Origin of the sequence: Halohasta litorea (genome assembly GCF_024494645.1) — an archaeon.
GTDB lineage: Archaea > Halobacteriota > Halobacteria > Halobacteriales > Haloferacaceae > Halohasta > Halohasta litorea.
Genome location: NZ_JANHDJ010000003.1, coordinates 248,694 through 261,988, shown reverse-complemented (window position 1 = coordinate 261,988; position 13,295 = coordinate 248,694). Strand labels below are relative to the sequence as shown.

General features: G+C 64.6%; 11 protein-coding genes. 7 read left to right on the top strand and 4 right to left on the bottom strand.

Annotated elements, in window-relative coordinates:
• Nucleotides 1-16: 16 nt before the first annotated feature.
• Both NO877_RS09660 and NO877_RS19815 read left to right on the top strand, forming a co-directional pair.
• On the top strand, nucleotides 17-1,894 hold the full coding sequence (locus tag NO877_RS09660; RefSeq protein ID WP_256396130.1) for a UvrD-helicase domain-containing protein: 1,878 nt from the start codon (nucleotides 17-19) through the stop codon (nucleotides 1,892-1,894).
• A complete protein-coding gene (locus NO877_RS19815; RefSeq protein ID WP_256396129.1) occupies nucleotides 1,891-3,111 on the top strand; it encodes a M24 family metallopeptidase in 1,221 nt (406 codons plus the stop codon). Before NO877_RS09660 ends, NO877_RS19815 begins: the two co-directional genes overlap by 4 nt.
• A gap of 7 nt (nucleotides 3,112-3,118) precedes the next feature.
• On the opposite strand, the gene NO877_RS09650 is transcribed toward NO877_RS19815, so the two are convergent.
• Nucleotides 3,119-3,247: a hypothetical protein gene (locus tag NO877_RS09650; protein WP_256396128.1), complete on the bottom strand. Its 129-nt coding sequence runs from the start codon at nucleotides 3,245-3,247 to the stop codon at nucleotides 3,119-3,121.
• A gap of 115 nt (nucleotides 3,248-3,362) precedes the next feature.
• Entirely contained in the window at nucleotides 3,363-3,611 is a 249-nt protein-coding gene (locus tag NO877_RS09645) for a DUF7533 family protein (RefSeq protein ID WP_256396127.1), read from the bottom strand.
• An 84-nt stretch (nucleotides 3,612-3,695) separates the two neighbouring features.
• On the opposite strand from NO877_RS09645, the gene NO877_RS09640 reads away from it, so the two are divergent.
• From NO877_RS09640 to NO877_RS09620, 5 genes are all read left to right on the top strand, one after another.
• Nucleotides 3,696-4,322, top strand: coding sequence for a riboflavin synthase (locus NO877_RS09640; RefSeq protein WP_256396126.1), 627 nt, complete (start codon nucleotides 3,696-3,698; stop codon nucleotides 4,320-4,322).
• A gap of 168 nt (nucleotides 4,323-4,490) precedes the next feature.
• Nucleotides 4,491-7,439, top strand: coding sequence for an excinuclease ABC subunit UvrA (gene uvrA / locus NO877_RS09635; RefSeq protein ID WP_256396125.1), 2,949 nt, complete (start codon nucleotides 4,491-4,493; stop codon nucleotides 7,437-7,439).
• Nucleotides 7,440-7,491: 52 nt separating this feature from the next.
• Nucleotides 7,492-8,499, top strand: a complete 1,008-nt coding sequence (locus tag NO877_RS09630; protein ID WP_256396124.1) for a WD40/YVTN/BNR-like repeat-containing protein — start codon at nucleotides 7,492-7,494, stop codon at nucleotides 8,497-8,499.
• Nucleotides 8,500-8,537: 38 nt separating this feature from the next.
• The gene (locus tag NO877_RS09625; RefSeq protein WP_256396123.1) at nucleotides 8,538-8,750 is read left to right on the top strand and encodes a hypothetical protein; all 213 of its coding nucleotides are present in this window, start codon (nucleotides 8,538-8,540) and stop codon (nucleotides 8,748-8,750) included.
• A gap of 103 nt (nucleotides 8,751-8,853) precedes the next feature.
• Nucleotides 8,854-9,939 carry a geranylgeranyl reductase family protein gene (locus NO877_RS09620; protein WP_256396122.1) on the top strand — a complete coding sequence of 362 codons (1,086 nt, stop codon included), beginning with the start codon at nucleotides 8,854-8,856 and terminating at the stop codon, nucleotides 9,937-9,939.
• A gap of 11 nt (nucleotides 9,940-9,950) precedes the next feature.
• Here NO877_RS09620 and NO877_RS09615 read toward each other — a convergent pair whose 3' ends face one another.
• Nucleotides 9,951-11,813 (bottom strand): hybrid sensor histidine kinase/response regulator, encoded by a 1,863-nt coding sequence (locus NO877_RS09615; protein ID WP_256396121.1) that lies wholly within the window; start codon nucleotides 11,811-11,813, stop codon nucleotides 9,951-9,953.
• Nucleotides 11,814-11,815: 2 nt separating this feature from the next.
• The gene (locus NO877_RS09610; protein ID WP_256396120.1) at nucleotides 11,816-13,264 is read right to left on the bottom strand and encodes a DUF7125 family protein; all 1,449 of its coding nucleotides are present in this window, start codon (nucleotides 13,262-13,264) and stop codon (nucleotides 11,816-11,818) included.
• Between the last annotated feature and the right edge of the window lie 31 nt (nucleotides 13,265-13,295).

Below are 13,295 nucleotides of genomic sequence, written 5' to 3'. Positions count from 1 at the left end.
CCATGTAGATGGTACAATGAGTACCACGGATGTGGAGATCACTCGCCTGTTCGGTGGTCCCGGCAGCGGGAAGACGACAGCACTCCTCGACCGCGTCGAGACGATCCTCGAAGACGACACCGTCGACACCCGCGACATTCTGGTCGTCTCCTACACCCGCGCCGCCGCGGCCGAGATCCGCGAGCGGCTCGCCGAGCGACTGGACACGAACCCCCGCGAGCTCAAGGGCAACGTCTGTACGATGCACGCCAAAGCCTACGAGCTGCTGAATCTCTCCCGTGGTGACGTCGTCGGCGAATCCGAGAAGACGGAGTTCTGTGAAGACTACGGTCTCGAATACGAAGACGAGTACCAGAGCGGCGGCCGCCGTACCGCCCGTTCGACGACGCTCGGCAACAAGATCATCTCGACGAGCCAGTGGCTCCAGCGGACCGGCCGCGAAGTCTCCGACTGGTACGACGTTCCCTTCCAGTGGAACGTCGAGGAGGTTCGCCTCCCGCCGGAGATCGATCCCAACGCCCAAGAAGGAAACAAGTACACCCCGACGTGGACCGCCGACGACGACCGGGTCGACATTCCCGAGGCGATTCGTGCGTGGCGCGCTTATAAGGGCGACCACGAGCTGGTCGGCTTCGCCGACATGCTCGAACGCGTCAAACAGCGCTCGCTGCTGCCGAACGTCGACTATCTCGTCATCGACGAGTTTCAGGATATCACGACCCTCCAGTACGACGTCTTCGAGGAGTGGAAACCCCACATGAAGCAGGTCCTGATCGCCGGTGACGACGACCAGGTCGTCTACGCCTGGCAGGGTGCGGACCCCAACCTCCTGCTCGATGCCGAACGCGACACCGACGAGATCCTGCCGAACTCCTACCGACTGCCCTCGCGGATCCTGGATGTCGTCAACAAGGAGATCCAGCATATCGACAAACGCCAGGAAAAGGACCTCAAACCCCGCAAGGAGGGCGGCGTCGTCGAGGGCGTCCCCAACGCGTCGATGCTCGAACTCGTCCGGAACGTCCGCTATACGGTCCAGGAGGACGACGGCAGCGTGATGGTGCTGTTCCGCGCCCGCTACCAGCTGTTCCAGTTCATCGAGGAGTTCATCGACGAGGGGATTCCGTTCAAGGCGCTGACCGACCAGCGGCTCTGGACCGATCGGCTCGTCGACTACGTCCGGGCGATCGAGGCCTACGACGCCGACGAGGACCTCACCCTGCTGCAGGGTCGACGGCTGGCGGATATGCTCCAGACCTCCGCCTTCGGCTCGAACGAACGCGACGAGTTCTACGAGTTCCTCGAAGAGCGCGAAGAGGCCGCCGATACCGAGGATCTCGCCGAGGTACCGCTCGCCCCCGAGGACGTCAAGAACTTCGCGCCGTTCATCCCCGACCCGGCCTCGGCGGACGATATGGTCCGGAAGGTGACGAGCTTCCAGCGGAAATCGATCGCCGCCTACTTCGGCGGCGACTACCACGGCCAGGATCCCAACCTCGTCCGGGTGGGGACGATCCACTCCGCGAAGGGTCGTGAGGCCGACCACGTCTTCGTTGGGACGGATCTCACCGAGAAGGTCGTCGAGCAGATGGCCGCGACCGTCACCGGCCGCGAGGAGAGCGACGTCGAGCCATCGGACGACGAGCTCCCCGATGAAGACGAGTTCACCAAACACACCAACCCGGTGCCGCTTTTGACCGACAACGAACGCCGCGTCTTCTACGTCGGGATGAGCCGGGCCCGCGAGCGGCTCGTCCTCCTGGAGAACCTGATCGACGGCGCGCCGACGGTACCGATCAGCGTGCTGCTCCACAACGAACTCCGCGAGGAGCCGGTCGACGAGCTGCTCGATGCCGTCCAGGCGGCTGAAGATGCCCCCGAACCCGAGCCGTGACCGGCGAGCCGGAGCCGATAGCGGACTCCGCTCGGCCCTCGTCGGGCCTTCCGGCCGTTCAGGCGGCCATAGAGGAGACCGGGGCCGCGGGCTTCGTCCACGTTGGCGGCCGCGCCGATGCTGATCTGCGGTATCTAACCCGCGTCGACGGCCCCGATCGCGAGATGGCGGTCGTCTTCCTGCCGGGTGATGCCGACCACGAGCCGGAGGCAGTCTACTGTGTCCCGCGCGATGTGGTCGGGGCGGTCAGTGTCTTCGAAGAGCGTGCCGACCCGCCCGATATCGCCCACCGTGTCGTCAGTCGGAATCCCACCACAGCGACCGGCCAGCAGGTCCGGGCGATCCTCGCCGAGCGTCACCAAGCCACTGGCGACGACCGAACGCTTCTCGTTCCCCGGCAGCTCCCCCATGATACGGCCGTCTTTCTCCAGCAGGCGGGCTACGAACTGCAGTCGACGGCCGCCATCACGACCGCACGCGCGACCAAAACTCCAGTCGAACGCGACTGTCTCCGGACCGTGCAGGCGGCCGCGACTGCCGGGATGGCTCGCGCCGAGGCCGTCTTGGCGACCAGCGAGCCCGCCGATGAGGGACTGACTCTCGACGGTCGACCGCTTACTGCCGAGCGGCTGCGTCGTCGGATCGACGCTGAACTCGTGTCAGTCGGTGTCTCACCGGCTGCCAACACCCGAATCACGGCCTCGACAGCCGCGAGTGCCCCGCTTCCGGCGGGCGAGCCGATTCGGCTCCAGGTCGCCCCCCGCGGACCACATGGCTACCATGGCTCTCTCACACGAACCCTCGCCGTCGACAGCGAGGGTGGCTGGGAGCGACGGGGGTTCATCGCGGCCGAGGCCGGACTCCAGGCCGCAGTACGCCAGCTCGAACCCGGCGTCGATGTCTCGACCGTCGAAGGGGAGGCGGTCGCGGAGGTCGGTGCCTACGGCTTTGCCGTAGCTTCCGATGACCCATCGACACGGGCGCGGGCAACCGCAGTCGTCCACGGCGTCGGGCTGTCGGCATACGAGCCGCCAGCGAGCGGCACCGAGAGCGAACTCCACTCCGGCTCGGTGGTCGCCGTCGAAACTGGCGTCGACGACCCCACCCGCGGTGCGATTCGACTCGGGACGCTCTTCGAACTCTCCGAGGAGGGTGTGGAGACGCTCGTCGAGTATCCGTACTCGCTGTCGCCGGTCGACCGTCTCGATACGGACTGAGCCGTCGTTACTGACTCACCTTCGTCAGCTGAAGCGCTTCGCGGATGTGGTATTTCGTCTGTCTGTGTTCGGCCGCTTCGAGGGCTTCGTGGAGGTGTTTCTCCGTCGTCGTCCGGTCTTCCAGTTGGGGACTCATAGATCGAACCATATCCCCGTTGGATAATGTTATGATCTGTTTAACTGGCCGTTAAATGGTTTTTACTGGTGTGTTTTCACACGCGTAGCGACTGCTAGAGACGGTTCGTAATCGGTCACTGCTTCGACTGCTCGTCGGTGTCCCGAACCCGACCGGGAAGCAGCCCTTTGAAAAGCTTCGTGAGGATCGTTCGGGGGTCCATGAAATAGTGGGGGACGGCGACCATCGCCACCGCGACGACCAGCAGCGTCGCTCCCATGACGGTCTCGCCAGCCAGCAGTCGAGTCACGCCGAAGTTCGCGACGGGGAGGGCGAAAATCAGCGTTGCCGCGAGGCCAATCATATCGATGAGTCCGAGTCTCATTACCGGTGGTTTCCGTCCGGTCGAATAAAAACACGCCGCCACCGTAGTCACAACCGCTTTTTGTGTGTGCCGCCTGCAATCGGTATGTTCACCGGGATCGTCGAAACTGCGGGCGAAGTGGTTGCTGTCGAGGACGACGCGGGTGGCCGTCGGCTCCGGGTTCGGGCCTCGGGACTCGACGACCTCCATCACGGCCAGTCGATCAGTGTCAGCGGCGTCTGTCTCACCGTCGAGGCCTTCGAATCCGGCTCCAAGACGGACAACGACCGCTGGTTCGAGGTGTTTCTCGCAGGCGAGACCGTCGAGAAAACCTACCTCGGCGACGCCTCTGTCGGCGACGCGGTCAACATCGAGCGCGCGATGGCTGCCGACGGCCGGTTCGACGGTCACGTTGTTCAGGGCCACGTCGACACCGTCACTACCGTCTCCGACATCGCACAGGTCGGCGACGACTGGCGGTTTTCCTTCGCACTTCCCGACGGCTACGGCCAGTACATCGTCGACAAGGGATCGATCTGTCTCGACGGTATTTCACTCACTGTCGCCGCTATCGACCGCGAAGCCGGGCGCTTCGAGGTGGCGATCATCCCGACAACCTACGAGCTGACGACGCTCCAGGAGAAATCCGCAGGCGATCCGGTCCACGTTGAGGTCGACGTGATCGCCAAGTACGTCGAGAACATGCTCGACGGCTATCGGGGCGGATCGTAGGCACTGACTACTAGCGGATTCAAATACTGAAGATCGACACAGGAGGGGCCGAGCCGCCGGTTTGGCGGCAGCCAGTACCACGGAGCGGGCGGGTTAAGTTCCTCGCCACCCATCCGTCTGTATGCACTGGGCAGTCGCTGACGAACGATCGACGCCGACCGGATCAGCATGAGTAAAGAGTATATAACCGTCCGTGGCGCGGAAGAACACAACCTCAAGGACCTCGACGTCGAGATCCCCCGCGAGGAGTTCACGGTCGTCACCGGGCTGTCGGGTTCGGGTAAATCTTCGCTGGCCTTCGACACGATCTACGCCGAGGGCCAGCGACGGTATATCGAGTCGCTGTCGGCCTACGCCCGGAACTTCCTCGGACAGATGGACAAGCCGAAAGTCGAGGCCGTCGAGGGACTCTCGCCCGCGATTTCGATCGACCAGAAGAACGCTGCCAACAACCCCCGCTCGACGGTCGGCACGGTCACCGAGCTCCACGACTACCTTCGGTTGCTGTATGCCCGGATCGGCACCCAGTACGACCCGATCTCCGGCGAGGAAGTCGGCGAACAGAGCGCCCAGGAGATGGTCCGGCAACTGCTCGAATTCCCCGAGGGCACCCGCGCGATGATCGCCGCCCCCGTGGTCCGCGACCAGAAGGGGGCCTTCGAGGACCTGTTCGACGAACTGGTGGCCGACGGCTACTCTCGGGTCGAGGTCGACGGCGAGGGGTTCGATCTGACCATCGACAAGCCGGAGCTCGACAAGAATTTCGATCATACGATCGACGTGATCGTCGACCGGGTGAAACTCTCGGCCGATTCCCGCTCGCGGATTACCGACAGCGTCGAAACGGCACTGGAGGAGGCCGACGGCAATCTCAAACTGATCGTCCCCGATCCACCCGCGGATCCGCCGCTGGGATCGAACTCCCGGTCGACCGGCGATCTCGCGGGCGAGGGCGACGACCGGCTCGTCGTCGAACTCTCCGAGGCACTCGGCAACCCCAACACCGATTTTCAGTTCTCGGAGATCGAGACCCGCTCCTTTTCGTTCAACAGCCCACACGGAGCCTGCCCCGAGTGTGAGGGGATCGGCCAGGCCAAGGAGGTAGACGAAGCGCTCGTTGTCCAGGACCCCTCCAAACCACTGAAGGACGTCTTCGAGGCCTGGAGCTACAACCGTTCGTACTACCGGACCCGGATCGACTCCGTGGCGGCCCACTTCGACCTGAGCGTCGACACGCCGTGGGAGGAGCTCGACGACGACGTCCAGCGGCAGTTCCTCTACGGCACCGACCGGCAGGTCGTCTTCCAGCGAACCACGAAAAACGGCACCCGCCGGAAGGAAAAGCGGTTCGAAGGCGTCATTCCCAACCTCGAACGCCGCCACGTCGAAACCGAATCCAAAGGCACCAGAGAGCATATCGAGGACTACATGGCCGTCACCGACTGTCCGGCCTGCGAGGGGACCCGCCTCAAAGAGCAGTCCCGGCATGTCCTCGTAGATGGGACCTCGATCACCGAAGTCAACAAGATGTCAATTGGCGATGCCCGACGGCATTTCGAGGGGCTCGAATCGAACCTCTCGGAGCGCGACCGGACGATCGCCACGGAGATCCTCAAGGAGATCCGCGCGCGGCTCGGTTTCATGGAGGAAGTGGGGCTCGAATATCTCACCCTCGACCGCGAGGCCTCGACGCTCTCGGGCGGCGAGAGCCAGCGTATTCGACTCGCAACGCAGGTCGGTTCCGGGCTGGTCGGCGTGCTCTACGTGCTCGACGAACCCTCGATCGGCCTTCACCAGCGGGATAACGACCGCCTCCTGAACACGCTGGAGGGGTTGCGAGATCTCGGCAACACGCTGATCGTCGTCGAACACGACGAGGAGACGATGCGGCGGGCCGACAACGTGATCGATATGGGTCCTGGACCCGGCAAACGAGGCGGCGAGATCGTCGTCCAAGGCGAGTTCGACGAGGTCTGTACGGCCGACGAATCGATGACCGGCGACTACCTCTCGGGTCGCAAAGAGATCCCGGTCCCCGACGAGCGACGCGAGGCCGACGGCGAACTCGTGATTCGTGGCGCACGCCAGCACAACCTCTCGGACCTCGATGTGTCGATCCCGCTGGGCGTCTTTACGGCTGTCACCGGCGTGTCGGGCTCGGGGAAGTCGACGCTCATGCACGACATCCTTTATAAAAGCCTCGCGCGGCAGATGAACGACAACACCAGCGTCGATCCCGGCGACCACGATGCACTGGAGGGTCTCGACAACATCGAGACCGTCCGGCTGATCGACCAGAGCCCGATCGGTCGGACGCCGCGGTCGAACCCCGCGACGTATACGGGCGTCTTCGACTACATCCGGGAGCTCTTTGCGGAGACCAAACTCTCGAAACAGCGCGGCTACAAGAAGGGTCGGTTCTCGTTCAACGTCAAAGGTGGCCGGTGTGAGGCCTGTGGCGGCCAGGGGACGGTCAAAATCGAGATGAACTTCCTCTCGGACGTCCATGTCCCCTGTGAGGAGTGTGGCGGCGCGCGCTACAACGACGAGACGCTGGATGTGACCTACAAGGACAAGACGATCGCCGACGTCCTGGAGATGGAGGTCGCCGAGGCCTACGACTTCTTCGAGGCCAACTCCCAGCTCCGCAGGCGGCTCAAGTTGCTCAAAGACGTCGGGCTTGGCTATATGTCGCTCGGCCAGCCCTCGACCACTCTTTCGGGTGGGGAGGCCCAGCGCGTGAAGCTGGCCGAAGAACTCGGGAAAAAACAGACCGGCGACACGCTCTACCTGCTTGACGAACCAACCACCGGTCTCCATAAGGAGGACGAACGCAAGCTGATCGAGGTACTTCAACGCCTCGTGGATAACGGCAACAGCGTGGTCGTCGTCGAACACGAACTCGACCTCGTGAAGAACGCCGACCATATCGTCGACCTCGGGCCCGAGGGCGGCGAGGGCGGTGGCGAAATCGTCGCCAGCGGCACGCCCGAAGACGTCGCCCGGACCGAGGGGTCGTATACGGGCGAGTACCTTCGTGACTACCTGCCCGAGGTCGACATGGAGGGTCCCCGATCGGACCGTCGGAAACCCGCGACAGTCCCGAGCGACGACTGAATCCTGCCCACCGCCACGAGGCTTTTCTACATCCCGTATCGAATGGGTCGCTATGGTCACCTGCTATCTAGCGATGCGGAACGCCCTCCGTATCGTCTCCGACGGGGGTGATGCACCGACAGCTGACACCCGACTAGAGGGCCGTTCGCTGGCGTGTCTCGCGGTCGCCCCCGCGGCCCCCGAGCGCCTGTTCGTCGGTACGACCGACTCGGGGTTGCTCCGCAGCGCCGACGGCGGCACCACCTTCGACCGGGTCGGAGCCGAGGAGATCGGTCCCGACCGGATCACGGCCGTCGCGATCGGTTCCCGGAGCCCCGACGAGATCTGGGTCGGTACCGAGCCGAGCCGGGTGTATCGGTCGACCGACGCCGGTGGGACGTGGACCGAAAAACCCGGCCTGACCGATCTGCCCTCGGCGTCGGAGTGGTCGTTTCCGCCGCGCCCCCATACCCACCACGTCCGGTGGATCGAACCCGACCCCTACGATGCCGACCATCTGTACGTCAGCATCGAGGCGGGCGCGCTGGTCCAGACACACGACGGCGGCGAGACGTGGGAGGATCGCCGCCCCACCGCGCGGCGGGACGTTCACACGATGACGACCCATCCGGAACTCCCGGGTCACGCGTGGGTCGCCGCCGGTGACGGCTACGCCGAAACCCGCGACGGCGGCGTGAGCTGGGCCAAGCCACAAGACGGCCTCGACCATCACTACTGCTGGAGCATCGCGGTCGACGCCGCCGACCCGAGCTGTGTCCTGCTGTCAGCGGCTCACGGCGCGCGGGCGGCCAACACGCCGGAGACCGCCGACAGCTACCTCTACCGGCGACGTGACGGCCAGCGGTGGCAACGCCTCGACGATCGTGGCCTGCCGATGGGTGAGGGCGTCGTCCGGGCCCTCGTCGCCCGTGGCCGGTCGGCTGGCGTATTTTATGCGGCGACTAACGAAGGGCTGTATCGAACGGCCGATCAGGGAGACTCCTGGACCCCGGTCGACATCCCGTGGGACGAGCCGCTGACAGAGCAGACGCCGCGTGGGCTGGCTGTTGTTTTTGAGTGACCGGGTTTACTTTTTAATCGGCTTCCATACATCGATCTATGCCAGTCACCCCCCTTCAGATCCCCGTCGGGCCGGAAGTGTTCGTGATACTGCTCGTGGCCCTCACTCTATTCGTGATCTTGCTCGGGATCGGCGTCGTCGTTCTCGTAGGGCTCAGACGCCAACAGTCCGGCGATGAAGCCGAATCGAGGCGCTCGAACGGCGCGTCGACGAACTCGAAAAAGAGTAAAACACGCGTTTTAGCTCAGTAGCCACTGCCTACTCGTCTCCGTCCAGTCGACGAGGGACGGACTTCACCACGGAGACGGTTTACAAACTAACAAACTATATGCAAATCGGACCCAATGAGCGGGTATGTACGATTTCGTCGTCGTTGGCGTCGGCCCGGCGGGCGCGCGGTTCGCCCGCCGCGCGGCCGAGACGGGCTACGACGTGCTCGCCCTCGAAAAGGGGACCGTCGGCGAGCCGCTGGCCTGCTCGGGCCACGTCAGCACCGACATCTGGGACTACGTCCCCGAGGACGCCCGCGACGAACTCTTTCAGAACCGGATCTACGGCGCGAACTTCTACACCGGTGGGCCCGAGGCCGACGCCCATCTCTTTTATAAAACCGAGGAGATCTCGAACGTAATCGACCGCGTCGGCCTCGACCGCACGCTGGCCGACTGCGCCCGCCGGGCCGGAGCCGACGTTCGGGAGGGCCACACCGTCACTGGAATCCAGGAACACCCCGACCACGTCGACATCACTGCGAGCGTCGCTGGCGAGGAGGGGACTACTGCCTTCGAGGCCAAAATGGTCGCTGGCTGTGACGGTCCTGTCTCGCGGGTCCGGCAGGCCGCGGGCCTCCCCGAACCGGGCGAGAAACTCCACGGCGTGTTGGCGTTTACCGACGAGGCCGACCACTCGGACCACGTCGATGTCCACCTCACCGTCCCGCGATTCTTCGCGTGGCGCATCCCTCGCGGCGAGGCGGGCGTCGAATACGGGCTGGCCGCCCCGCCGGGCGACGACGTGACGGCGCTGTTCAACCGTCTGACCGATGCCTACGGCGTCGAGACCGACCGGTTCTGCTCGGGAGCGATCCCGATCGGGCCGCCCGACACGGTGACGACCGACCGGGTCTTTCTGCTCGGCGATGCAGCCGGACAGACCAAACCGTTCACCGGCGGTGGCATCCTCTACGGGATGACCGCCGCCGACTGTGCGGCCCGGCATATCCGGCCCGACAGTCCCGCGTCGCTGGGGATCTACGAGTCGGCGTGGCGCGAGACGCTGGCGACCGAGATCCGAATGGGCCGGCTGATCCGCCGGGCCTACTCGCTGCCCGAGCCGGTCCAGCGGGTCGGCCTCCGGCTGCTGGCCGGTGAGATCGGCGTCCATATGGACAAACCTTCCTCGTTCTTCTCGAAGGCCCACCTCAGACGGCTGTTGTCCTGAGGAGCGTCGGTTTAGGTCCGGTCGTTCGGCGAGTCGGCCACCGCAGGTAGCCGAATCGTAATGCGACTGCCGTGGGGATCGCGCTCCTCGTAGTCGAGGTCGCCGCCCGCACTGTTGACGGCCCACCGGACGAGCCACAGCCCGATACCGATGGCGTGATCGACCGGCGTCTCGGTCGTATCGTCGAATGGCTGCCGCTCGTCTTCCGGGATTCCTGGACCGGTGTCGCTAATCCGGATTTCGATCTCCCCGTCGGCGGTCGTCACCTCGATTCTGACCTGTGGCATCTCGCTTTCGGTGTGGTCGACCGCGTTGGTCAGCAGCTCGGTGACCGCAAACCGAACCGCGTTCTCGGATTGAACGCGGGCCGTCTCATCGACCCGATACTCGAAGCGGGCATCCGGCCACTCCTCGCGGACCGGTCCGAGACTGTCCTCGATCACCCCGCCCAATCCCACCGTTGTGGTCGTCTCGGCGTCGGCTTCGAGGGCGGTCCGAAACCGTCTGGTCTTCTCACTGAGCGCCAACAGCTCCGTCGCCGTCTTGCAGATCGCACTCGCGTGGATCGGAACAGCCTCGGTACTCGTGCCGTCGGCAAGCGTTTCGGCGTGGCCGAGAACGACGTTCAGGCGGTTTCTGAGGTTGTGTCTCAGCACCCGATCGAGGACCGCCAGCTGGTTCTGTTGGGCGCGGCTCGCCGAGACGTTGCGCTGGAAGCCCAGAAAGTGAGTCAGCTCGCCGTCCTGGTGGACCGGCGAGATCGTCAGCGCGTTGTACCACTCGGTGCCGTCGGCCCGCTGATTGATGAGCTCGACCGAGATCGGCTCCCCCGCGTCGACCGACTTGCGGATTTCGGCGACCGTCTCGGGGTCCGTTCGTGGCGACTGGACGAGCCGGGGATTCTCTCCGAGTAGCTCCTCGCCGTCGTGTCCGGTCAGCTTTTCGAACTCCCGATTGACGTAGACGAGCGGGTTATCCAACTCTCTGGCGTCGGTGATCGTGATGCCGACTGTCGCCTCGTCCATCGCGGTCCGGTAGAGCCGGAGCCGACTTTCCCGCTCGTTTCGCTCGGTCATATCCCGGCAGACGAGCTGGACCGCATCCTCGTCCAGGCCGACTGGTGTCGCAGCCGCCTCGGTGATGACCGCCTCGCCGTCGACGTGGAGTTCGAGCTCGACGAACGCCGTGCGATGCTCGCTGACGGCTGCCGCGGCCGTCTCGGGATCGAGCAGATCGGCCGCCGTCGACTGATCTTCGCTTGCGACGTAGTCGAGAAACGCCGTTCCCAAAAGGATCGGTTCGCTGGCATCCAGCAGACACTCCCCGGCCGAGTTGACGTACTGAATCTCCCCGTCGGCGATCACGAAGACGGCCTCCGGCAGCAGCTCCAACAGCTCCCGGTGGTGGGCGTTCGAACTCGCTAGCTGTTTGGACTGCTGGCGGATCTCCAACAACACGTCGAGTCGCCGCCGGAGCTGCGCTTTCCGAACCGGGGGTTTGATGATGTCTGTCACCAACGGCTGCAGATCGTCCGGAACCACCGCTCTCCCGGCGCTTGTGTGGCTCTCGCTCCGAGCAGTCACCAACAAACAGGGAAGCGCGACGGGCTGGGCGCGCTGGCTGCGAGCGAGCAGCCGGTCGCCGCTCTGCGACAGCGTCGGCTGGTCGACGATACAGAGATCGAACGGGACGACGGCCAGCTCCTCGGGACTGGCCGTCGAGACGGTCACCCGGTCGATCGATTCGAGCCAGCCGACCAGCAGCTCGCGATCCCGACTGCTCCGGATCGAACAGACCACGTGGAGCCGCGGGGACTGAGAGCGGGGGGTGTCGCCGAGCGGCTGAATCGGTGTGGTGGAGGACTCTTCGCTCATTTTTACGGTGGGTCGGTTGTTTCGGGGGTTCCGGAGAGGATCCCGTGGAGATCGGTGAGTTTCTCACCGACGACGATCCCGTCGTCGGTGATCTCGAAGGCTCGCAGGCTGCGCTCGAAGTCGCTGGCCCGCTTTTTCAGCACGCCGACGGCTTTCCGAAGCTCGCCCTCGATTTCGAGATAGCGGAGCATGACCACGTTGTCGGCGAGATAGCTGATTCCGTGGCTCGTCACCTCGGTGTTGCCGGTGACCTTCGAGACGTCGTCCAGGAGGATCGTCGTCACCCCCATGTTGTTGAGATACCGGCACAGCGAGTGGAGTTCGGTGACGATGTCGTCGTCCTCGCCGCGCATCGAGAGCTGATACCCCGAGATGCCGTCGAGCATCACCAGCCGGGTCCCGTGGGTCTCGACCTCCTCGCGGACCGCGTCCGCGAACTCGTCGGGCGAGATGGTCACCGGCTCGACGGCTTCGACCGCGAGCGTCCTCGCGTCAATCTGTTCGTCGATCGGCAACCCGATGCCTGCACAGCGGTGGCGGAAGGTGCCGGGACTCTCCTCGAAGAGGTAGAGCGCCGCCCGCTCGCCGCGTCTGGCCGCCTCGACGGCGAAACTCGTCGCGGTCGTCGTCTTGCCGACGCCGGTCGGCCCGCTCAGCACCGTAACCGTTCCGCGTTCGATCCCGCCGTTCAAAAGCAAGTCGAGCCCCTCGACACCCGAAGAGACGGTCTCGGCGACGAACTCCCGCTCGTAGTTGCCGGGAACGAGCTTCGGGTAGACCGCCATCCCGGTGTCGGTGATCTGGACCGTATGAGAGCCGCTCTGGAACCCCGAGCCGCGGAACTTCGTGACTTGGATGGTTCGGCCCTTCGATCCGAAATCGAGTTCGATCGTCCCGTCGGCCAGAAACTGGAGTTCGTCGTCAGGAGTTTCGCTGGTCGGCTGGGTCGTAAACAGCACCGTCGCGCCGTTGTCGGTCAGCCGCGTCATCAGCGAGACCAGCTGCTGGCGGAACTGATACCGGTCGGCCGTCAGCGCCTCCATCCGGTTAACCGAGTCCAACACCACCCGGTCGGGAGCGAGCCGGTCGATCGTTTCGCTGACCCGCCCGAGGACGGTCTCGCCTTCGACCTCGTCGGGCTCGAAGATGCTGTATGGCCGTGGGTCCGCAAACAGGTCACCGCTCGGCGTGAGATCCAGGAACTCGATCCCCGAGAGGTCGAAGCCGAGTCGGGCGGCGTTTTCGATGATGTTGTCGGGCGGCTCCTCGAAACTGAGATAGAGCGCGGTCTCATCGGCCTCGATGCCCGCCAGCAGGTACTGGAGGCCGAGAATGGTCTTGCCCGTGCCCGGTCCGCCTCGAACGAGATAGGACCGCTCGGGCAGTACCCCGCCCGACAGTACCGCATCCAACCCCGAGACGCCCGTCGAGAGTCGGGGATCCATGTTCATAATCCCGTATAGATCAGGTAGCTGTATTAAC